This window comes from Variovorax pasteuri, from assembly GCF_051216435.1.
Taxonomy (GTDB): Bacteria; Pseudomonadota; Gammaproteobacteria; order Burkholderiales; family Burkholderiaceae_C; genus Variovorax.
On the sequence record NZ_JBPJZS010000008.1, the window covers coordinates 299,932 to 320,434 of the forward strand.

The following is a 20,503-nucleotide window of genomic DNA, read 5'->3' on the forward strand; positions in this document are numbered from 1 at the left end:
CGCGCGCCCGGGCAAAGCATCAACTAATTCACGCCGCCGCAGGCCGGTCTCGCGTTCGAGGCGTATGCTGAAACCGACGCCCGCACCCAGGCCCACCGGCCGCCCCTTCCATGACACAGCAGCAGCCTGCCCCCACTGTTTTCCTGATCGACGTCGACAACACCCTGCTCGACAACGACCGGGTCATTGCCGACCTTCGCGCGCACCTCGAGGACGCCTTCGGCGCCGACAGCGCCAGCCGCTACTGGACGGCCTTCGAGCAGTTGCGCGGCGAACTGGGCTACGTCGACTACCTGGGCGCCCTGCAGCGCTACCGCGCCGAGGAAAGCCGCCACGGCATGAGCGACTCCCGGCTGCTGCTGATGTCGAGCTTTCTCATCGACTACCCCTTCGCCGAGCGGCTCTACCCCGGCGCGCTGGAGGCCCTGAAGCACCTGCGCCGCCATGGGCCCACGGTGATCCTGTCCGACGGCGACGTGGTGTTCCAGCCGCGCAAGGTGCAGCGCTCTGGCCTGTGGGACGCCACCGAGGGCCGCGTGCTGATCTACGTGCACAAGGAGCAGATGCTCGATGCCATCGAGCAATGCCACCCGGCGAAGCACTACGTGATGATCGACGACAAGCTGCGCATCCTGTCGGCCATGAAGGCCATCTGGGGGCCGCGTCTGACGACGGTCTTCGTGAGGCAAGGGCACTATGCGCTGGACGCGCAGGCCATCGCCGCCTACGCCCCCGCCGACATCACCATCGAACGCATCGGCGACCTGATCAACTTCGACTTTCCATCGACATGAGCCAAGCCACCAACCCACTCGCGGGCCAGCCCGCCCCGCTCGACCTGCTGGTCAACGTGCCGCGACTGATCTCGGCCTACTACACCGGGCGGCCCGACCCGTCCGTGGCCAGCCAGCGCGTGGCCTTCGGCACCTCGGGGCACCGCGGCTCTTCGTTCGACGACGCCTTCAACGAATGGCACGTGCTGGCCATCAGCCAGGCCATCTGCGACTACCGCAAGCAGAAAGGCATCGACGGTCCGCTGTTCCTGGGCATCGACACGCATGCGCTGTCGACGCCGGCCTTCAACAGCGCGGTGGAGGTGCTCGTGGCCAACGGGGTCGAGCTGATGATCTCGAAGGACGACGAATACACGCCCACGCCGGCCGTGTCGCACGCGATCCTGGTCTACAACCGCGGCCGAACCACAGGCCTGGCCGACGGCATCGTCATCACGCCCTCGCACAACCCGCCCGAGAGCGGCGGCTTCAAGTACAACCCGCCCAACGGCGGCCCGGCGGGCACCGACATCACCTCGGCCGTCGAAGCGGCGGCCAACAGGATGCTGGCCAACAACCTCGAAGGCGTGAAGCGCATGCCGCTCGCGCAGGCCCTGCGCGCCTCGACCACGCACCGGCACGACTACCTGAACACCTACGTCGAGGACCTGGAGCAGGTGCTGGACATGGACGCGATCCGCGGCGTGGACATCGACCTGGGCGTCGACCCGCTGGGCGGTGCCGGCGTGCACTACTGGCCGGCGATCGCGGCGCGCTACAAGCTCTCGCGGCTCAGCGTGCTGAGCCAGGAGGTCGACCCGACCTTCCGCTTCATGTCGCTCGACTGGGACGGCCGCATCCGCATGGACCCCTCGTCGCCCGACGCCATGCACAAGCTGATTGCCCTGAAAGACCGCTTCGGCATCGCCTTCGCCTGCGACACCGACCACGACCGCCACGGCATCGTGGCGGGCAGCACGGGGCTGATGCAGCCCAACAGCTACCTCGCCGTGATGATCGATTACCTCTACACGCACCGCCCGCAATGGCCCGCCCATGCGGCCGTGGGCAAGACGGTGGTGAGCAGCCAGATGATCGACCGCGTCACCGCGCGGCTCGCGCGCAAGCTGTACGAGGTGCCGGTGGGCTTCAAGTGGTTCGTCGACGGGCTGGTCGATGCCTCGCTGGCATTCGGCGGCGAAGAAAGCGCCGGCGCGACCTTCCTGCGCCATGACGGCTCGGTGTGGACCACCGACAAGGACGGCATGGTGCCCGCCCTGCTCTCGGCCGAGATCGCCGCGCGCACCGGGCGCGACCCGGGCGAGCGCTACGCCGAGCTGACGCAGGCCCTGGGCCAGCCGGTGTCCGACCGCGTGGACGCGGCCGCCACCGTCGAGCAGAAGAAGCGGCTGTCGAGCCTGTCGCCGGAACAGATCCGCTCCACCGAACTGGCGGGCGACAAGATTGTGAACGTGCTGAGCCATGCGCCGGGCAACGGCGCGGCCATCGGTGGCGTGAAGGTGGTGACCGAGAACGGCTGGTTCGCGGCGCGGCCTTCGGGCACGGAGAACATCTACAAGATCTACGGCGAGAGCTTCAAGGGCACGGAGCACCTGGCACGCATCCTCGAAGAGGCGCAGCAGGTGGTGGACGGGGCACTCTCGGGGTCTTGATGCCATGCACACGCTGGTGCTGCGGCTGAACCCGGGTGACGACCTGCGGGCGTCGCTCGATGCGGCCTTGAAGCAAGCCAATGCACAGGCTGCGTTCGTGGTCTCTGGAATCGGCAGCCTGCGCGGGGCCAGCGTGCGCTTCGCGGGTGCCGAAACGCCGGCACGCATCGAGGGCGACCTGGAAATCCTCACGCTGGCAGGCAGCCTGTCGCCCGACGGCTCGCACATTCACATGAGCGTGTCGGATGGCGAAGGCCGGGTCTTCGGCGGGCATGCGGCGCCAGGGTGCGTGGTACGCACCACGGCCGAAATCCTTGTCGCCGTGCTGCACGACTGGCAGTTCGCGCGCACGCACGACCCGCTCACCGGGTACGCCGAACTGATGCCGCGCCACAAACCCTGAAGCGCTCGGGCTTTCAGCCTTCCAGCGCCTCCACTCGCAGCGTCACCACCGGGCCGGCCACTTCGGTCCGTGCCTGCAGCGCATGCACCGCCAGGTCGAGCGTGCCCTGCGCCACGGGGCCGGTCAGCACCAGCACCTGCGGGTCCACGCCCGGTTTCTCGGTGGCCACTGCGACCTGCCGCACCGGCACGCGCTGCTCCGCGAGGCAGGCCGTCACCGCCTGGATGTGGCTGACGGCCGTGACCGGCACGCGCAGGTAGTGCGAGGTGTGCACCGCTGCACGAGGCAGTACGGCCAGCGCGTTCGTCGCGTGCGCATGAACACCCAGGTGCGGCACGTGCTGCGTGGCGTGAACGCCGTCGAGCCGCGCCACGTCGACCAGGTCGGCGATCACGGCGGACGCGGTCTGCTCCGAGCCTGCGCCCGCGCCGTAGTACATCGTGAGGCCTGCCGCATCGCTCTTGACCATGACGGCGTTCATCGAGCCGTTCACATGCGCCATCAGGTGCTCGGCCGGCACCAGTGCAGGCTGCACGCGCAACTCCACGCCATTCGCCTGCCGGCGCGCCACGCCCAGCAGCTTGATGCGGTAGCCGAGTTGCTCGGCGCAGGCCACGTCCGCGCCCTGCAGGGACGTGATGCCTTCCACCTGTGCGTCATCGAAGCGCAGCGGCATGCCGAAGGCATTGGCGGCGAGCAGGGTCAGCTTGTGGGCGGCGTCGATGCCCTCGATGTCGAAGCTGGGGTCGGCTTCGGCGTAGCCCAGCGCCTGTGCCTGGGAGAGCGCGGCGGCGAAGTCCAGTCCTTCGTCGCGCATCTTGCTGAGAATGAAGTTGGTGGTGCCGTTGATGATGCCGGCCACCCACTCGATGCGGTTGGCGGCCAGTCCTTCGCGCAGCGCCTTGATGATGGGGATGCTCACCGCCACGGCGCCTTCGTAGGCCACGACCACGCCGTGCTCGCGCGCGGCAGCGAATATTTCCGTGCCGTGGACAGCCAGCAGCGCCTTGTTGGCCGTGACCACGTGCTTGCCTTGCGCAATGGCGGCCAGCACCCAGTCGCGTGCGGCACCGGTGCCGCCGGCCACTTCCACGACGACGTCGACATCGGGGTGCGTGGCGACCTGCATCGGGTCGGCCGTCAGCGCCACGCTGTCGCCCACGATGCCCGTCGCCCGCGCCAGGTCGCGCGCCGCGACGATCACCAGTTCGATCGGCCGGCCGGCGCGGGCCGCGATGTCGGCCCGGTTGCGCGCCAGCACGCGAAACGTGCCGGAGCCCACGGTGCCGATGCCGATCATCCCCACGCGCAGGGCACGGGTGGCCGCCCGATCGGTTTTCAGGCTGCCGGGCAGAGGCTCGAGGGATTCAACGGGATCGCGGTACATGGACATCTCCAGACGAAAAAACAAAACCCAGCTGCCAGAGCTGGGTTCATTCGTTCGGGGGGAGAGCGATACACCAGGTGGCTGCCGGAACGGCCACCTGCGCGTGTCAGGTGACCGCGGAGGTAATGGTGGTAATCATTCGAGCAACAACCATCGCCTGCGCAGAGGCAGGCGGCATCATGCGAGCCATGGAGGCTGCGGCAGATGCGGGGTTGAAGTTGTGGCTCGTCATGAAGGCCCGGAGTGTACAACAGGCTTTTGGGGCCGCCCGGCTCAGGGCGCGGCCGACAGCCGCCTTTCGAGCCACACGCTGTAGCGCGAGAGGCCGAAGCACAGCACCCAGTACACCGCCGCGACGAAGACGTAGCCCTCGAGGTAGAACGGCCGCCATGTGGGGTCGCCGCCCAGCGCCAGGCCCAGCGCGCCGGTCAGCTCGAACAAGCCGACCACGGTGACGAGCGAGGTGTCCTTCAGCGTGCCGACCACGCTGTTGGTCAAGGCGGGTACCACGAGGCGCAGCGCCTGCGGCAGCACGATGTCGCGCTGCACCGGCCAGCGGCCGAAGCCCAGCGCCATCGCCACGTCGGTCTGCCCGCGCGGCACGGCCTGCAGCCCGCCACGGATGATCTCGGCGAGGTAGGCCGCCACGAAAAGCGTGAGTCCGGCGAGCACGCGCACCAGCACGTCGGGCTGCCAGCCGGCAGGCCACAGCAGCGGGAGCAGGAACGACGCCATGAACAGCACCGAGATCAGCGGCACGCCGCGCACCAGCTCGATGTAGCTCGCGCTCAAGGTGCGCACCACCGGCCAGCCCGAACGGCGCCCCAGCGCCAGCAGCAAAGCCAGCGGAAACGCCAGCGCCAGCCCGACCACCGCCAGCCCGATGGTCAGCGGCAGGCCACCCCAGCGACTGGTGGGCACAGGGGCCAGGCCGAGCACGCCGCCACGCATCAGCCCCACGAACAGCAGCAGCGCGACAACCCACAGCGGCAGCAGCCACCAGCGCCAGCTGCGGGGCCAGGCGCTCAGCACCGTCACCGCCGACAGCACGACCACCGCGATGGCCGGACGCCATTGCTCTTCGTAGGGAAAGCGTCCGAACAGCATCGGGCGCCACTTCTCCGCCACCACGCCCCAGCAGGCGCCGTGCTGCACCGCGCGGCAGGCCTCGGCGTCGGGCCGGAACACGGCGTGCACCACACCCCATTCAATGACATGAAAGCCGACCCACGCCAGCACCGCCAGCAGCAGCACCGTGGCCAGCGCACGCAGCGGCGAACCCCACAGTTCGCTGCGCCATGCGATCGGCCCTTGCGCGACGTTCCTCATTGCCAGCCTCGCAAGGCGACGCGCGCGTTGTAGCGGTTCATGCCGAAGGAAATCAGCAGCGACAGCATCAGGTAGACGGCCATGATGATGGCGATGCACTCGAAGGCACGGCCGTTGGAGCCGATGGTGGTGTTGGTCACCGACACCAGCTCCGGATAGCCCACGGCCACCGCCAGCGACGAATTCTTGGTCAGGCTGAGCAACTGGTTGGTGAGCGACGGCACGATCACCCGCAGCGCCTGCGGCAGCACGACGATGCGCAACTGCTGCCCCGACGACAGCCCCAGCGCCTGCCCCGCCAGCACCTGCCCCTGCGACACCGACAGGATGCCCGCGCGCACGATCTCCGCCACGAACGCGGCCGAATAGAAGCTCAGGCCGGCAACGATGGTCACGTACTCCGGGCTCAGCGCCGCGCCGCCGCTCACGCCGAAGTCGCCGCGCTCGGGCCATTCGAAATGCGTGGGCCACCAGCCGCCCTCGCCCGCCACCGGCCAGGGCACGGCGAGGCCGCCTTTGCTGAGCCACACGCCCGGCAGCAGCCGAACGGGCTCGGTCGGGTCGGGCAGCAGGTTGGCCATGGCGAAGGCCAGCATCAGCAGCTGCACCAGCAGCGGCACGTTGCGCAGCAGCTCGACATACGCGGTGCAGATGCCGCGCAGCAGCACGTGAGGCGCCAGCCGGCCGATGCCGATCAGCGTGCCGAGCACGACCGAGAAAATGGCTGCGGGCACCGCCGCGCGCACGGTGTTGATCAGGCCCGCCAGGAAGGCGCGCCAGGACGGCTGGCCCGCATCGAAGTCGAGCCAGCCCTCGCTGATGGAAAAGCCCGCAGGCTCGGTCAGAAAGTCGAAGCCGGAGCGAACGCCACGCGCGCGAAGCACCTCGAGCGCATGGTGGACCACCCAGACCGCGCCGGCCACGACGGCCAGCACCAGCAGCGCCTGGACGACCCAGGCCAGCCAGGCGCCGCGGCGCGAGGCCTCAGGACTCATCGAACCGGGGGTGCGTAGATGAGGCCGCCCTTGCTCCACAGGTTGTTGGAGCCGCGCGGCAGCTTCAGCACCGACTTCGGTCCGACGTTGCGCTCGAACATTTCGCCGTAGTTGCCCACGGCCTTGATGGCGCGGAACGACCAGTCCTTGTCCAGGCCCAGCAGCTTGCCCAGGTCTTCACCGGTGCCGACCAGGCGCTGCTGCGCGGGGTCCTTGCTGTTGGCCTTGAGTTCATCGGCGTTGGCCTGCGTGACGCCGAATTCCTCGGCCTCGATCAATGCGTTGGGCACCCACTTGGCAATGGCGAACCACTCGTCGTCGCCGCGGCGCACCAGCGGTGCGAGCGGCTCCTTGGAGATCAGCTCGGGCAGGATGAGGTAGTCGTCGGGGTTGGGCGCTTCCTTGTTGCGCAGGCCGGCCAGCGCCGACGCGTCGGTCGTGAAGGCCTGGCAGCGGCCCGAGAAGAAGGCCTTGAACGAGGCCTCGAAGCTCTCGAACACGACGGTCTTCACCGGGATGTTCAGGCCGCGAAAGTAATCGGAAACGTTCTTCTCGTTGGTGGTGCCCGACTGCGTGCAGATGGTCGCGTTCTTCAGCTGCTTGGCGCTCGTCACCTTGAGCTTCTTCGGCACCAGGAAGCCCTGGCCGTCGTAGTAGGTGATGGTGGTGAAGTTGAAGCCCAGCGACGCGTCGCGCGTGAGCGTCCAGGTGGTGTTGCGCGCGAGGATGTCGATTTCGCCCGCCTGCAGGGCCGAGAAGCGCTGCTGCGAATTGAGCGGCACGAAGTCGACCTTCTTCGCATCACCGAGCACGGCCGCCGCGATGGCGCGGCAGGTGTCGACGTCGAGGCCCGACCAGTTGCCCTGCGTGTCCGGTGCGGAGAAGCCCGCCACGCCGTTGGTTACGCCGCACTTGACGGTGCCGCGCTGCTTGACGGCGTCGAGTGTCTTGCCTGCGAAGGCCGGTGCGGCAGCGGCCAGCGAGAGGACGCAGGCGGCTGCGAGCAATGCCGGGCGGAATCGATTGTTCATTGGTGTGTTCTCCTCAACAGTAAGCGAAAGGCAGTGTACGGGCCGACACCGGACTCTGCCAAAGAACTCAAGGTTGGATGCATATGCACGGCAAGAGGCTGACTGGAAGTGCCGGATGTTCACTACCATACGGCCCTCTCAACACTCTCACTGGAACCTACTCAAATGGTCAAATCCGACGACACCGGCAAGTTCATCCTGCGCGTTTCGCTAGGCGTGCTGATCCTGCTGCATGGCATTGCCAAGCTGCAGGGCGGCGTCGGCTTCATCTCCGGCATGCTGGCACAGCATGGGCTGCCGGGCGCGCTGGCCTACCTGGTCTACATCGGTGAGATCGTGGCGCCCGTGCTGCTGATCATCGGCCTCTACACGCGGCCGGCCGCCTGGATCGTGGCCATCAACATGCTGGTGGCGTTCGCGCTGGTCCACACGAAGGACCTGACCGCACTCGGCAAGCAAGGCGGCTGGGCGCTGGAACTGCAAGGCATGTTCCTGTTCGCGGCACTGGCCCTGGCGTTCATGGGCGGCGGCCGCTTCGCCCTCAGCAGCAAGTACAACTGAGCAGCGTCAATCGTCGTCGGCCGCATCGAGGCCTGGAAACAGGACCTCGGTGTAGCCGAAGCGCGAGAAATCGCGCACCCGCATCGGGTACAGCTTGCCCAGCAGGTGGTCGACTTCATGCTGCACCACGCGCGCATGGAAGCCCGTGGCAATGCGCTCGATCGGGTCGCCGTACGGATCGAACCCGGTGTAGCGGATGTTGGCGAAGCGCGGCACCACGCCGCGCAGGCCCGGCACCGAAAGACACCCTTCCCAGCCCTCTTCCTCCTCGTCGTCCAGCGCGGTGATGACGGGGTTCAGCAGCACGGTGCGGGGCACCGGCGGCGCATCGGGATAGCGGGGGTTGACGATGTCGGTGCCGAAGATCACGAGCTGCAGGTCCACGCCGATCTGTGGCGCCGCAAGGCCGGCGCCGTTGACTGCATGCATGGTTTCGAACATGTCGCGCACCAGCAGGTGCAGTTCGTCGGTGTCGAAGGCGGTGACCGGCTGCGCAATGCGCAGCAGCCGGGGATCGCCCATTTTCAGGATGTCGTGGATGGCCATGGCGGAATTATCGCGACAGCCTCAACCCCTCGTGAACCAACGGATCAGGGAGGGGTTTGGCCCTTGGAGTCCGGCGACGTCCACAGGCGCGCGTTGCCGCGCGGCTGCTGGGGAACTGCGCCGGCCACCGGGGGCCGCGGCTGCGGCGCGACGCCCGGGCGTCCACCCCCAAAGTTCGGCGGGCGCGCCACCGGAGGACCCGGTCGCACCGCCGGATAGCCCGGGCGGCCGTAGTACGGGCGCCCACCATCGTAATAAGGACGGCGATCACGCTCGTAGTAGCCGCCTCCATTGATGTAGACCGGCGCGGGTGCAACCACCACTGGCGCAGGCTCGCTGTAATAGGGGCCCGACGAATAACCGCCGCCATAGCCCGCGTTGTAGCCGCCGCCGTAATACGGATCGCCGGGAACCCCCACGCAACCGCTCAGCAGCGCAACGCCGCCAAGTGCAACGCTGGCACCAAGAACTCGGATTTTTTTCATGAGGAACTCTCCTTGTGGCCTTCAGTTATCTTTCAACGTCAGGTTGTAGACCCTGTTGACTGCGCTGCGATGAAGCGGCGTAACGGCCGGTAAAGAGGGCCTGCCGCTGCCTCATCCTTCGGGTGCTGCCGCTGGCAATCCGTTGGCAAGAATCTCCAGCATACGCGCCTCGTCGATGATCTCGACCCCGTTGTCCCGGGCCTTGTCCAGCTTGCTCCCGGCCTCTTCACCGGCCACGAGGTAATGGGTTTTCTTGCTGACGGAGCCGGACACCTTCGCGCCAGCCGCCTCCAATTTATCCTTCGCCTCGTCGCGGCTCAGCGTAGGAAGGGTACCGGTGATGACGAAGGTCAGGCCCGCCAACGGCTTCGGCGCGCGGACCGCAGGCTCGCCCTCTTCCCAGGTCAGGCCGCAGGCGCGCAACTGCTCGACCACCTCGCGGTTGTGCGGCTGGTCGAAGAAGGTGCGCAGGCTTTGCGCCACCACCGGCCCGACGTCGTTCACCTCCAGCAGTTGCTCTTCGGTCGCGTCCATGATCGCGTCGAGCTTGCCGAAGTGCTTGGCCAGATCCTTTGCGGTCGTCTCGCCCACATGACGGATGCCCAAGCCGAACAGAAAGCGCGGCAGCGTGGTCCTCTTCGACGCTTCGAGCGCGTCGACCAGGTTTTTCGCCGACTTGTCCGCCATGCGCTCCAGACCGGCCAGCGTGGTGAAGCCCAGCTTGTACAGGTCGGGCAAGGTGCGGATCAGGTTGGCATCGACCAGTTGCTCGACGAGCTTGTCGCCGAGCCCGTCGACATCGACCGCGCGCCGCGCCGCGAAATGCAGGATCGCTTCCTTGCGCTGCGCCGCGCAGAACAGGCCGCCGGTGCAGCGGTAGTCGACCTCGCCCTCCTCGCGCACGGCCTCCGAATCGCACACGGGGCACCGGTGCGGCATGGTGAACTGCGCGCCGCGCTCGCCATCGGGTTTGGCCAGGCTCTCGGGCACGACGCCGACCACTTCGGGAATCACGTCGCCGGCCCGCCGCACGATGACGGTGTCGCCCACGCGCACGTCCTTGCGGCGTGCCTCGTCCTCGTTGTGCAGCGTGGCGTTGGTCACGGTCACGCCGCCGACGAACACCGGCGCGAGCTTGGCCACCGGCGTGAGCTTGCCGGTGCGCCCGACCTGGATCTCGATGCCCAGCACCTCGGTCAGTTGCTCTTGCGCGGGGTACTTGTGGGCCACGGCCCAGCGCGGCTCGCGCGAAACGAAGCCCAGTTGCCGCTGCAGCTCGATGCTGTCGACCTTGTAGACCACGCCGTCGATGTCGTAGGGCAAGGCATCGCGCTGGCGGCCGATGTTTTCGTGGAATGCTATCAATTCAATAGCACCATTCGCACGTGCGGTCTGCGTGGCGACGGGAAAGCCCCATGCCCCGAACTGCTTGAGCCAGTCGAACTGGGTCGGATGGTCGGGCCCGCCCTCGGCCGCGGGGGTGACCTCGCCGAGGCCGTAGGCGAAGAAGCTCAAGGGCCTTTCCGCGGCGATGGCCGGATCCAGCTGACGCACCGCGCCGGCCGCCGCATTGCGCGGATTGACGAACACTTTCTCGTTCTTCTGCCCGGCCGCGATCTTCTGGCGCTGGCGCTCGTTGAGCGCATCGAAATCGGCGCGCTTCATGTAGACCTCGCCGCGCACCTCGACCACCGGCGGCGCCTTGCCGTTCAGGCGCAGCGGGATCTCGCGCACGGTGCGGATGTTCTGCGTGACCTCTTCGCCCACCTCGCCGTCACCGCGCGTGGCGGCCTGCACCAGCACGCCGTGCTCGTAGCGCAGGTTCATGGCCAGCCCGTCGAACTTCAGCTCGCAGACGTAAGACACCTGCGGCCCGTCTTCGGCCAGGCCCAGTTCCTTGCGCACACGCGCATCGAAGGCGCTCGCGCCGCCGGCCGTGATGTCGGTCTCGGTGCGGATCGACAGCATCGGCACCCGGTGGCGCACCTTTGTGAAGCCGTCGAGCACCTTGCCGCCCACGCGCTGCGTCGGCGAATCGGGCGTGCGCAGGTCGGGGTATTCGGCCTCGATGGCCTGCAGCCGCTGGAACAGCTTGTCGTACTCGGCGTCCGGCAGCTCGGGCGCGTCCAGCACGTAGTAGAGATGGCCGTGCCGGTGAAGCTGTTCGCTCAGTGCGGCGGCTTCGCGTGCCGCTTCGTCGCGCGTCGTCATGGGGTGTCTCCCGAAGGTCGGAGTTAGCTGAAGAGTCGGCGCGCCAGCGGCGATCCCGCCGCCAGGTCGCGCGCATCGAGCGTGTCGTAGAGCTGCTCGAGGTCGTTGCCGATCACGTCCATGGTCTCGTCCCGCAGCAGCTGGCCGTCGCTGTCGGTCACGACGCCGTCCATCTCGCGCGCGAGCGTGGCCGCGGCTTCGCGCATGCGGCGAAACGGCTCCTCGCCGCGGTCGACCTGAGGTACGTCCAGGCTCAGGCTGAGTTCGCGGATGGCCGACTGGGCCGGGTCGTCGGCCAGCGCGGCCTGCGTGTCGAACGCCAGGCCGAGCACGGGCGGCAGGCCGGCCTCGCCGGTCGGCAGCACCATGCGCCCCGGGATGATGCCGGCCACGAAGCCCAGGCGCGCCGCGTTCTGCTGCACATAGCCGGGGCTCCAGGCCGCATGCAGCGCGCGCAGCACGAAACCCAGCTGCGCGTCGTGCGCGCTGGCGAACTGGTCGAGCTCGCGGGCCCGCGCCACTTCGTCGAGCATCTCGGGAAATTCGGGCGCGCCGTTGACGGCGTCGGCAAAGGCCTGCGCCTTGACCACGAACTCGGAGTACTCGATCTCGTTGAGCGCACCGGTGCGGTTGGCCAGTTGCACGCCGACCTGGAAGGCGCTGTAGCGCTGCCCGGCCACGGGCGGCTCCCACTGGCCGTTGTGTTCGTTCAGGCCTTCGATGGCCACCGGCTTGCTGCCCGCGCGCCGCGTCGGCGGCATGGCGGCGATGGCGGCGTCGCCCGAGGCCAGGCCTTCGAGCGACACCGGCGCGATCACGTCGATGAGCGGGTCCAGCCCGCCGCGGCGCTCGCCGGTGGGCACGGGCACGCCGCTGGGCGCGGGCAGGTCGGGGTCGAACAAGGGCTCGTGGCGGTCGCTGCCCGCTACCTGGCTGGGGTCGACGTGCAGCATCGGCTCGATGCCGCCGGCCGAGGCAGACGCGGCCCGCTCGGCCTCGTCCAGCGCGATGTCGACCGCGTCGGGCTGGCGCGGCGCATTGCGGCGCGACATCAGGGTGTTGTAGGCCACGACGGCCGCGAGAACGAGACCGCCGAGGATGGCCAGGGCGAGAGTGAGATTGCTCATGGTTGCCGCTCTGCTCAGGCGGCGTCGACCATCGAGACCGCCGACTCCATGTCGACCGCCACGATGCGTGACACGCCCTGCTCCTGCATCGTGACCCCGATCAGTTGCTCGGCCATTTCCATGGCGATCTTGTTGTGGCTGATGAAGAGGAACTGGGTTTCGCGGCTCATGGCTGTCACGAGTTTGGCATAGCGCTCGGTGTTCGCGTCGTCCAGCGGCGCGTCCACTTCGTCGAGCAGGCAGAAAGGCGCCGGATTGAGCTGGAAGATCGCGAACACCAGCGCAATGGCCGTGAGCGCCTTCTCGCCGCCCGAGAGCAGGTGGATGGTCTGGTTCTTCTTGCCGGGCGGCTGCGCGAGCACCTGCACGCCGGCATCGAGGATTTCGTCGCCCGTCATCACGAGGCGCGCGTTGCCGCCGCCGAACAGCTCGGGGAACATCCGGCTGAAGTGCTCGTTGACGATCTTGAAGGTGCCGCCGAGCAGGTCGCGCGTTTCGGCGTCGATCTTGCGGATGGCGTCTTCGAGCGTGCCGATGGCTTCGTTCAGGTCGGCCGACTGCGCGTCCAGGAAGGTCTTGCGCTCGCTGGCAATGGCCAGTTCGTCGAGCGCGGCCAGGTTCACCGCGCCGAGCGCGACCACTTCACGGTTGAGGCGGTCGATTTCGCCTTGCAGGCCGGTCAGGCGGACCTTGTCGGTTTCGATGGAGAGCGCGACGGCTTCGAGGTCGGCGCCGGCATCGTCCAGCAGCTGCTGGTACTGCTCTACACCCAGGCGCGCGGCCTGTTCCTTCAGCTGGAACTCGGTGATGCGCTGGCGCAGCGGATCGAGTTCGCGTTCGAGCTGCAGGCGGCGCTCGTCGCTGGCGCGCAGCTTGAGCGTGAGGTCGTCGTATTGGCTGCGCGCGGCACCCAGCGCGGTTTCGCGTTCGAGCTTGAGCGACAGCGCGTCCTGCAGGCCGGCTTGCGCGGCGGCGTCGGACAGTCGGCCCAGCTCGGCGCGGGCGCGCTCGTCTTCGTCGGTGAGCGACACCACCTGCTGCGCCGCGGTTTCGATGGAGCGGTTGAGCTCCCCGCGGCGGGCTTCGAGCGTGCGCTGCGAGAAGGTTGCTTCCTGCGCCTGGCGTTCCAGGCTGCGGTGCTGCTCGCGGCTGGCGTTCAGCGCACGGCCTGCCTCGATGACGCGCTCGTCCAGCTCGGCATGGCGCTCCTGGCTGTCGGCCAGCTGCATGTCGAGTTCTTCGAAACGGCCTTCGGCGGCGATGCGCCGTTCCTGCAGTTCCTCGAGCTGCGCGTCGACCTCGCCGAGGTCGTTGGCCAGCTGTGCGCTGCGCGCGCGGGTCTGCTCGGCAAGCTGCGTCATGCGCAGCGTCTCGACCTGCAGCTCGTGCGCGCGCGACTGGGTTTCAGCGGCTTCGCGCCGCGCGGTCACCAGGCGCGAGGCGGCGTCGCCGTAGGCGGCTTCGGCGCGGACCAGCGCAGTGCGCGCCTCTTCGTTGATGAGCGTCTGGGCGCGCAGCTGGCGCTCCAGGTTTTCCATTTCCTGCTGGCGGGCCAGCAGGCCGGCCTGCTCCGAATCGGGCGCGTAGAAGTTGACGCTGTGCGCGGACACGGCATGGCCGCTCTGCACATAGATGACTTCGCCGGGCTGCAGCGTGGCGCGCTGGGCCAGCGCTTCCTCGAAGCTCGCGGCCGTGAAGCAGCCGTGCAGCCAGTCGGTCAGCAGCGCCTGCTGGCCCGCGTCGTTCAGCCGCAGCAGGCTCGACAGCCGCGGCAGCGTGGCCGGGCCCTGCGGTGCACCGGCAGCCGGCGGGCTGTAGAACGCGAGCTTGGCGGGCGGCGCGTCGTTGCCGAAGGCGCGCACCATCTCCAGGCGGCTGACCTCCAGCGCACCCAGGCGTTCGCGCAGCGCGGATTCGAGCGCGTTCTCCCAGCCCTGCTCGATGTGGATGCGGCTCCACAGGCCCTGCAGGCCCTCGAGGCCGTGCTTGGCAAGCCAGGGCGCCAGCTTGCCGTCGGTCTTGACCTTTTCCTGCAATGCGCGCAGCGCTTCCAGGCGGGCCGAGAACTCGGCATGGCGGGCGCCTTCGGTGTTGACGGCCTGCTGCTTCGTGCGGCGGTCGTCGTCGAGCTGCGGCACGGTTTCCTGCAGCTCCTGAAGGCGTCCGTCGGCTTCGCTGGCGGCCTCCTGCGCGGCGGCGTGCTGCTCCTGCATGTCGAGCAGGCGGGCCTCGTCGGGCGCGGCCAGGGCGTTCTGGTCGGCGCGCAGGCGTTCGCTGCGCTGCGTGAGCTGGCGGCTTTGTTCCTCGATGTTGCGCTGGTCGGCGGCCAGCACCTGGATCTGCTGCTGCACCTGCGACACGGTCGTGCGCTGGGCGTTGGCCTGGTCCTGGGCACGCTGCACGGCCTCTTCGAGCTCGGGCAGGCGGGCGTCGTGCTCTTCGAGCTGCGCGGCCAGCAGGATGGCCTGCTCTTCGGCGTCCACGCCGGCACCGGCCAGTGTCTCGATCTCGGCTTCGGCCTCGTCGCGGCGGCGGCCCCATTGGCCCATCTGCTCGCGCAGTTGCACCAGGCGCTGCTCGACGCGCTGGCGGCCTTCGACCACGAAGCGGATCTCGCCCTCGAGCCGGCCGACTTCGGCGCTGGCCTCGTAGAGCTTGCCCTGCGCCTGGTTGACGCTGTCGCCCGCGCCGTAGTGGGCCTGGCGCACGGTTTCGAGTTCGGCCTCGATGCGGCGCAGATCGGCCGTGCGCGACTCGAGGTCGTTGATGGCCTTCTCTGAATCGGTTTTGATCTTGGCCTGGTCGGCGTCGCTTTCGCTGCGCTTCAGGAACCACAGCTGGTGCTGCTTCTTCGTGGCATCGCCCTGCAGCGTGTTGTAGCGCGCGGCCACCTCGGCCTGCTTCTCGAGCTTCTCGAGGTTCGCGTTCAGTTCGCGAAGAATGTCTTCGACCCGCACGAGGTTCTCGCGCGTGTCGCCCAGGCGGTTCTCGGTTTCGCGGCGGCGCTCCTTGTACTTGGAGACGCCCGCGGCTTCCTCCAGGAACAGGCGCAACTCTTCGGGCTTGGACTCGATGATCCGGCTGATCGTGCCCTGGCCGATGATGGCGTAGGCGCGCGGGCCCAGGCCGGTACCCAGGAACACGTCCTGCACGTCGCGGCGGCGCACCGGCTGGTTGTTGATGTAGTAGCTGCTCGTGCCGTCGCGCGTGAGCACGCGGCGCACCGCGATTTCGCTGAACTGGTTCCACTGGCCGCCGGCGCGGTGGCCGGCGTTGTCGAACACCAGCTCCACGCTCGAACGGCTGGCCTGCTTGCGGGTGGTCGTGCCGTTGAAGATCACGTCCTGCATCGACTCGCCACGCAGCTCCGATGCGCGCGACTCGCCGAGCACCCAGCGCACCGCATCCATGATGTTCGACTTGCCGCAACCGTTGGGCCCGACCACGCCGACCAGTTGGCCCGGTAGCAGGAAGTTGGTGGGTTCGGCGAACGACTTGAAGCCCGAGAGCTTGATGGAATTAAGACGCACGACTTGTCGGCCTGGCTTGGCTGTAGCGCCAAGGTATTGATTTGTAAGGAAAATTGCACGGGCCTGCAGCTTGCAGCAGGCCGCCGCCCCAGCCGTGGATGATAACGTCAGGGCATGAGCGATTCCCTTGTTTCCCCCCTGGCCGCAAGACGAAGCTGCCGTCCCGCAATCCTCGCAGGCATGGTGGCCGGCGCGGCCGCCCTGCTCGGTCTTGCAGGCTGCTCGGCGACGCGCGACACCGAGCGCGCCGAGCCCTACACCAACCAGGAATGGATGCAGTCCGGCGCCAACCGCATCGCCAATCTGTCGTTGCGCGACAACCTGCAGTCGGTGCGGCGCGTGCAAAGCACGCTGTACAAGCGCAACCCCCGCGAATGGCGCAAGTCGGCGCCCAGCATGGACGAAGCCGCCCAGCGCGCCTGGGACGCCGTGCTCAAGGGCCCGCCCCTGCCCGAGCTCAAGGGCGCCAGCGGCATCGACGCGATCCGCCTGGCCTTCGAAACCGGACCACAGGGCTACCAGGGCGACCGGGTCGCGGCGCTGGTGTACGGCTGGGCCACCATGCTCAAGCAGGCCAACGGCGACACCTGGGACCAGACCATGATCGACGGCGTGAATGCCGAGAACAGCTTCCGGGCCGCACGCAACTTCGAGATTTCGCTGTGGCTCATTTCCTCCAAGACCGGTCCCGACGGCCAGCCGCTGCTGCTGGCGACCGAGATCAGCGAGCGCGGCCGCAACCTCGTGGCCGACCGCGAACTGTCGAAGGTGGTGGCGCGGCTCGACCTGCTGGCCGCACAGGCCGACGAAAAGTACCGCCGCGCCGCACTCGACTTCGGGCAGAACTGGGTGATGGGCGTGGTCATGCCCTTCTTTACGCTGCTGCCGAAGTGAGCCGGGTGCGCTTCTGGAACGAAGCAGCCCTCCACGCCTCCATCCACTCGGGTTTCCGGCCGACCTGGGGTCACTTTGGGGTAGTCGACGTCGCTGAGCCGGCCTGTCTCCATCGAGCAGTGCGACCGGTCATCAACCCATCCAGCGCCAGCATGACCAGCAGCGAGGCGCCCACCAGCGGAAAGGCGAGACCCCCCAGCGCCAGCAGCGCCAACACCGCGCGCAGCGTGCGCCGGTCCGAGGGCAGCGGCGGCACGCCGAGCCCACCTGCGGGCCGTCGCTTCCACCACATGGCCGCGGCACTCACGCACAGCAGCACGATGCCGAGGCAGACCACGACCAGCAGGGCCTGGTTGGGCACGCCGAACTCCTGGCCGAGGTGAACGTTGATGCCCCATTCGAGCCACCGCGCGAGCGGGCCGTAGTCTGCGTAGCGCATGTCGATCAGCGTCTTGCCGCTGTACTGGTCGATGTGGATCACGCGTTGCTGCGCCAGGTCGCTCGGATAGGCCGATGCCGTGTAGACGCCGCTCGGCCCCTTGGGCGTGTTGACGGTGTAGCCCCGGGCGATGCCGAGCCGCTCGAAGATCCCGATCGCGGCATCGAGACCGAGGCCACCGTCGGCAGCCACGGGTCGAAGGGCCGCGCCCGGCTCTGCGTGCCCCTCATGACCCTCATGACCCTCATGACCCTCATGACCCTCGCTGCTCGAACGCGGAACCTTCGCCTGTTCTAGCGACCACGCGGTCGGTGCCCCGTCTGCCAGGCGCTGCTGCGACATCGGCACCTGCACCCGCACACCCGCCGGGTATCCGAAGTTCTGCCCATTGGCCCACTGGTTGACCTTGGCGCCCCAGAACACCGACCACGGCATGCCGGTGAACGCCAGGAACACCAGCGCGGCACCGACGAAGATGCCCGTCACCGCATGCAGGTCGCGCCAGAACATGCGTTGCCGAGGCCGCCCGCGCACCGTGACCACGCCGCCCTGCCGCCCGCGCGGCCACCAAAGGTAGATGCCGGTGGCCACCAGCAGGATCGCCCACCCGGCCGCGATCTCGATGGCGCCGCGCGCCACCGAGCCGAAGTACTTCAGGCTGTGCAGCTTGCGGATGGTCCAGGCCACGCTCCCGCCTTCGGGCAGCGTGCCCAGCACCTTCGCGCGGTACGGGTCGACGAACACGACGACCTGTTCACCGCTCGCGCTGGAGACGCCCACTTCCGCCGAGTCACCCGGCGAGGCCGCCGGCGTGTACTTGCGCAGCGTGCCGGGGTGAACCGCCAGCGCGGCCGCGACCAGCTCGCTGTGCGCCAACGCAGGCCCCTGCCCTGCCTGCACGAACTTCAGATCGTGGTGAAAGTACCCGTCGATCTGCTGCTTGAAGACGAACAGGCCGCCGGTCAGCGCCAGCCAGACCAGGAACGGCAGCACGAGCAGGCCGGCATAGAAATGCCAGCGCCACACGGCGCGGTAGAGGCTGCCGGCAACGAAGGGCGCCGTCTGGCGCGGCAAGGCTTGTGCAGTCATCAAAACCTCAGGTTCAGGCTGGCGTACACACCGCGGCCGTCGCCGGGCGAGTAGCCGGAGGAGCCGCTGTCGTACCAGGCATAGACGTACTTGCGGTTGGTCACGTTCTTCACCTGCAGGCTCACGTCCATCGTGGGAGAAACGCGGTACGTGGCGCCCAGGTTCAGCAGCGCATAGCGGCCGAAGCGGCCCAGCGTGTTGGTGCGCTCCACGTAGTAGTCGCCCTGCGCGTTGGCCCAGGCGGACAGCTTGAGCTTCTCGCTCGCCTGGTAGTCCACGCCGGCCGACACCAGGTAGTGCGGCACGTTCTCGATCTCCTTGCCGCGGGTGGCGGGTGCGCTCGGGTCCGGCGCCGTGATGCGGGCCACCTGGTGCGAATAGGCGACCCAGGCCGTGGTGCGTGCGTTCGGCCTGGCATTGAGCTGGATGTCGAAGCCCTTTCTGAGCGTCTTGCCGACATTGCCCAGGCCACCCGGGTCTGGCAGCCCGTCGACGCCCAGCACGCGCGCGACTTCGCCGGAGGCGCGCTGCTCCCAGTAGGCGACACGCCCGTCGAGCCATCGCAGCGGATTGAACTTGACGCCGGCCTCCCAGCCGTCGTTGATCGACGGTTGGAGGTTGCGCGCCTGCGTGCGGTAGGCGTCGATGCCGGTGCTGATCTGGAAGGTGCGGCCCCAGTTGGCGTAGAGGCTCGCCTGCGGATTCAGCGCATAGGCCACGCTGATCTTGGGCTGCTGGATGAGCCCGTAGTCATGCACCGGCGAGGTGGTGCGGCCGAGCCGGTCGGTGAACTGGCCGCCCACATGGTCGACCCGGAAGGCCGGCACGATCTTCAAGGCCTCGACCGGACGGATCACCGCCTGCACATAGGCCCCCTGCGTGTCGAGATCGAAATCCCAGTCGCGAAATTGCGAGGTGCGCACGCGCTCGGTGGTGCGGTAGCGTTGGCCGAGGTTGTGCTGCCACTGCGCGTCGAGCCCGCCTTCCAGCGTGAACTCGTGCGCCCAGCTGACCTGGGGCCGCCAGGTCAGCGAGGTGATCGCGCCCTGCTGCTTCTCGTCGTTGTAGCGCTCCTGCTGGGCGCTCGCCGCAGAGAAGCGCACCCAGCGCCGGTTCTCGTATTGGTTGGCATAGACCTTGGTCGACCACGACAGGGTGTTCGTCAGTTCACCGTCGAGGTGCGCACTGAGCTGCGCCGTCTCGCGCTCGCCGCGGTCGGCCGACGCGTATGCGGGCGAGTTGCGCGGCGCCCTCATGGCCTGGTCGTAGCTCAGGTAGCCGGACTCCAGCGCCTTGTTGCGGTAGGAGCGCGCGATGACACCCGCGCGCCAGCGACCGTCGTCGCTGGTGTAGAACCACTTGCCCGAGAAGGCCAGCTTCCTCGCATCGGCATGGTCGCGGTAGCCGTCCGAGTCGCGGTAGGCCAGCGAATAGTTCTGGCTCCAGTTGCCGCTCTCGATGCCCTTGGCGATCTCGACCTCCTTGGTGCCGAAGCTGCCGACGGTGAGGCTCGCGCGCCCCTGGTTGCCGCCGGTTCGCGTGATGACGTTCGCGTTGCCGGCGATGTTGTTCAGGCCATAGCGCGGGTCGTTGGTGCCGCGCACGATCTCGATGGCCTCGATGTCCTGCGGGAACACAGCGTCGAGAAACGGCATGCCGCCCGCGTTGTCGTTGCTCGGGATGCCGTCGATCAGCAGCTTGACCGCATTGACACGGCCTTCGCCGTTGAAGCCGCGAAACGAGAAACGTCCTGCATCGGTGCCTTGCTTGAACTGCGTGACCTGCACGCCCGGCGCGCGCGACAGCAGCTCCCAGCTGTAGTCGACGTGCTGGTCCTCGAGCACGCTGGCGCCCAGGATGTCGACCGAACTGAACACCTGCCGTGCGGACAACGGTCCGCTGGCCGTGGCCTGGATGTTGACGGTGCCCAGCGTCAGTGCGGAACTGTCTGTGTTCTTGTCGGTTTGCGCGGCGACGGGCGCAGCGAAGACGACCGCGATGGCCGCAGCCAGGTTTGTTTTTGTCATCGA

General features: G+C 68.1%; 16 protein-coding genes. 5 read left to right on the forward strand and 11 right to left on the reverse strand.

Going from position 1 to position 20,503, the window contains the following annotated elements; translation table 11 throughout:
• Positions 1-110 precede the first annotated feature (110 nt).
• From ACSFBM_RS26305 to ACSFBM_RS26315, 3 genes are read left to right on the forward strand one after another with little or no spacing between them, the layout of a single operon-like run.
• A complete protein-coding gene (locus ACSFBM_RS26305) occupies positions 111-794 on the forward strand; it encodes an HAD family hydrolase (RefSeq protein WP_435487036.1) in 684 nt (227 codons plus the stop codon).
• A complete protein-coding gene (pgm, locus tag ACSFBM_RS26310) occupies positions 791-2,446 on the forward strand; it encodes a phosphoglucomutase (alpha-D-glucose-1,6-bisphosphate-dependent) (protein WP_435487037.1) in 1,656 nt (551 codons plus the stop codon). Before ACSFBM_RS26305 ends, pgm begins: the two co-directional genes overlap by 4 nt.
• A gap of 4 nt (positions 2,447-2,450) precedes the next feature.
• The gene (locus ACSFBM_RS26315; RefSeq protein ID WP_435487038.1) at positions 2,451-2,849 is read left to right on the forward strand and encodes a PPC domain-containing DNA-binding protein; all 399 of its coding nucleotides are present in this window, start codon (positions 2,451-2,453) and stop codon (positions 2,847-2,849) included.
• Positions 2,850-2,862: 13 nt separating this feature from the next.
• Here the strand turns inward: ACSFBM_RS26315 and ACSFBM_RS26320 are convergent, their stop codons facing one another.
• The 4 genes from ACSFBM_RS26320 to ACSFBM_RS26335 all read right to left on the reverse strand — a co-directional run bounded on the left by ACSFBM_RS26320 (position 2,863) and on the right by ACSFBM_RS26335 (position 7,591).
• Entirely contained in the window at positions 2,863-4,236 is a 1,374-nt protein-coding gene (locus ACSFBM_RS26320; RefSeq protein ID WP_435487039.1) for a homoserine dehydrogenase, read from the reverse strand.
• Positions 4,237-4,509: 273 nt separating this feature from the next.
• Positions 4,510-5,565: an amino acid ABC transporter permease gene (locus ACSFBM_RS26325; protein WP_435487040.1), complete on the reverse strand. Its 1,056-nt coding sequence runs from the start codon at positions 5,563-5,565 to the stop codon at positions 4,510-4,512.
• Entirely contained in the window at positions 5,562-6,560 is a 999-nt protein-coding gene (locus tag ACSFBM_RS26330; protein ID WP_435487041.1) for an amino acid ABC transporter permease, read from the reverse strand. Before ACSFBM_RS26330 ends, ACSFBM_RS26325 begins: the two co-directional genes overlap by 4 nt.
• On the reverse strand, positions 6,557-7,591 hold the full coding sequence (locus ACSFBM_RS26335) for an amino acid ABC transporter substrate-binding protein (protein WP_435487042.1): 1,035 nt from the start codon (positions 7,589-7,591) through the stop codon (positions 6,557-6,559). The genes ACSFBM_RS26330 and ACSFBM_RS26335 overlap by 4 nt, the downstream gene beginning before the upstream one ends.
• A 165-nt stretch (positions 7,592-7,756) precedes the next feature.
• On the opposite strand from ACSFBM_RS26335, the gene ACSFBM_RS26340 reads away from it, so the two are divergent.
• Positions 7,757-8,152 (forward strand): DoxX family protein, encoded by a 396-nt coding sequence (locus ACSFBM_RS26340; RefSeq protein WP_435440336.1) that lies wholly within the window; start codon positions 7,757-7,759, stop codon positions 8,150-8,152.
• 6 nt (positions 8,153-8,158) lie between these two features.
• Here ACSFBM_RS26340 and def read toward each other — a convergent pair whose 3' ends face one another.
• From def to smc, 5 genes are all read right to left on the reverse strand, one after another.
• Complete coding sequence (gene def, locus ACSFBM_RS26345) at positions 8,159-8,698, reverse strand: peptide deformylase (RefSeq protein ID WP_435487043.1); 540 nt, start codon at positions 8,696-8,698, stop codon at positions 8,159-8,161.
• Between the two features lie 44 nt (positions 8,699-8,742).
• Positions 8,743-9,183 carry a hypothetical protein gene (locus ACSFBM_RS26350; RefSeq protein ID WP_435487044.1) on the reverse strand — a complete coding sequence of 147 codons (441 nt, stop codon included), beginning with the start codon at positions 9,181-9,183 and terminating at the stop codon, positions 8,743-8,745.
• A gap of 111 nt (positions 9,184-9,294) precedes the next feature.
• Entirely contained in the window at positions 9,295-11,394 is a 2,100-nt protein-coding gene (ligA, locus tag ACSFBM_RS26355) for an NAD-dependent DNA ligase LigA (protein WP_435487045.1), read from the reverse strand.
• Positions 11,395-11,417: 23 nt separating this feature from the next.
• Entirely contained in the window at positions 11,418-12,521 is a 1,104-nt protein-coding gene (locus ACSFBM_RS26360) for a cell division protein ZipA C-terminal FtsZ-binding domain-containing protein (protein WP_435440340.1), read from the reverse strand.
• Between the two features lie 14 nt (positions 12,522-12,535).
• Positions 12,536-16,051 (reverse strand): chromosome segregation protein SMC, encoded by a 3,516-nt coding sequence (gene smc, locus ACSFBM_RS26365; RefSeq protein ID WP_435487046.1) that lies wholly within the window; start codon positions 16,049-16,051, stop codon positions 12,536-12,538.
• Between the two features lie 114 nt (positions 16,052-16,165).
• On the opposite strand from smc, the gene ACSFBM_RS26370 reads away from it, so the two are divergent.
• Complete coding sequence (locus ACSFBM_RS26370; RefSeq protein WP_435487047.1) at positions 16,166-16,945, forward strand: hypothetical protein; 780 nt, start codon at positions 16,166-16,168, stop codon at positions 16,943-16,945.
• Between the two features lie 70 nt (positions 16,946-17,015).
• On the opposite strand, the gene ACSFBM_RS26375 is transcribed toward ACSFBM_RS26370, so the two are convergent.
• Together ACSFBM_RS26375 and ACSFBM_RS26380 are read right to left on the reverse strand one after the other, a co-directional pair.
• Positions 17,016-18,473: a PepSY-associated TM helix domain-containing protein gene (locus ACSFBM_RS26375; RefSeq protein WP_435487048.1), complete on the reverse strand. Its 1,458-nt coding sequence runs from the start codon at positions 18,471-18,473 to the stop codon at positions 17,016-17,018.
• Entirely contained in the window at positions 18,473-20,500 is a 2,028-nt protein-coding gene (locus ACSFBM_RS26380; protein WP_435487049.1) for a TonB-dependent receptor, read from the reverse strand. The genes ACSFBM_RS26375 and ACSFBM_RS26380 overlap by 1 nt, the downstream gene beginning before the upstream one ends.
• Between the last annotated feature and the right edge of the window lie 3 nt (positions 20,501-20,503).

Bases quoted from the DNA above. Each gene is read 5' to 3' on its own strand.
- ACSFBM_RS26305 (WP_435487036.1), top strand. From the start codon at position 111: ATGACACAGCAGCAGCCTGCCCCCACTGTTTTCCTGATCGACGTCGAC.
- pgm (WP_435487037.1), top strand. From the start codon at position 791: ATGAGCCAAGCCACCAACCCACTCGCGGGCCAGCCCGCCCCGCTCGAC.
- ACSFBM_RS26315 (WP_435487038.1), top strand. From the start codon at position 2,451: ATGCACACGCTGGTGCTGCGGCTGAACCCGGGTGACGACCTGCGGGCG.
- ACSFBM_RS26320 (WP_435487039.1), bottom strand. From the start codon at position 4,236: ATGTACCGCGATCCCGTTGAATCCCTCGAGCCTCTGCCCGGCAGCCTG.
- ACSFBM_RS26325 (WP_435487040.1), bottom strand. From the start codon at position 5,565: ATGAGGAACGTCGCGCAAGGGCCGATCGCATGGCGCAGCGAACTGTGG.
- ACSFBM_RS26330 (WP_435487041.1), bottom strand. From the start codon at position 6,560: ATGAGTCCTGAGGCCTCGCGCCGCGGCGCCTGGCTGGCCTGGGTCGTC.
- ACSFBM_RS26335 (WP_435487042.1), bottom strand. From the start codon at position 7,591: ATGAACAATCGATTCCGCCCGGCATTGCTCGCAGCCGCCTGCGTCCTC.
- ACSFBM_RS26340 (WP_435440336.1), top strand. From the start codon at position 7,757: ATGGTCAAATCCGACGACACCGGCAAGTTCATCCTGCGCGTTTCGCTA.
- def (WP_435487043.1), bottom strand. From the start codon at position 8,698: ATGGCCATCCACGACATCCTGAAAATGGGCGATCCCCGGCTGCTGCGC.
- ACSFBM_RS26350 (WP_435487044.1), bottom strand. From the start codon at position 9,183: ATGAAAAAAATCCGAGTTCTTGGTGCCAGCGTTGCACTTGGCGGCGTT.
- ligA (WP_435487045.1), bottom strand. From the start codon at position 11,394: ATGACGACGCGCGACGAAGCGGCACGCGAAGCCGCCGCACTGAGCGAA.
- ACSFBM_RS26360 (WP_435440340.1), bottom strand. From the start codon at position 12,521: ATGAGCAATCTCACTCTCGCCCTGGCCATCCTCGGCGGTCTCGTTCTC.
- ACSFBM_RS26370 (WP_435487047.1), top strand. From the start codon at position 16,166: ATGAGCGATTCCCTTGTTTCCCCCCTGGCCGCAAGACGAAGCTGCCGT.
- ACSFBM_RS26375 (WP_435487048.1), bottom strand. From the start codon at position 18,473: ATGACTGCACAAGCCTTGCCGCGCCAGACGGCGCCCTTCGTTGCCGGC.
- ACSFBM_RS26380 (WP_435487049.1), bottom strand. From the start codon at position 20,500: ATGACAAAAACAAACCTGGCTGCGGCCATCGCGGTCGTCTTCGCTGCG.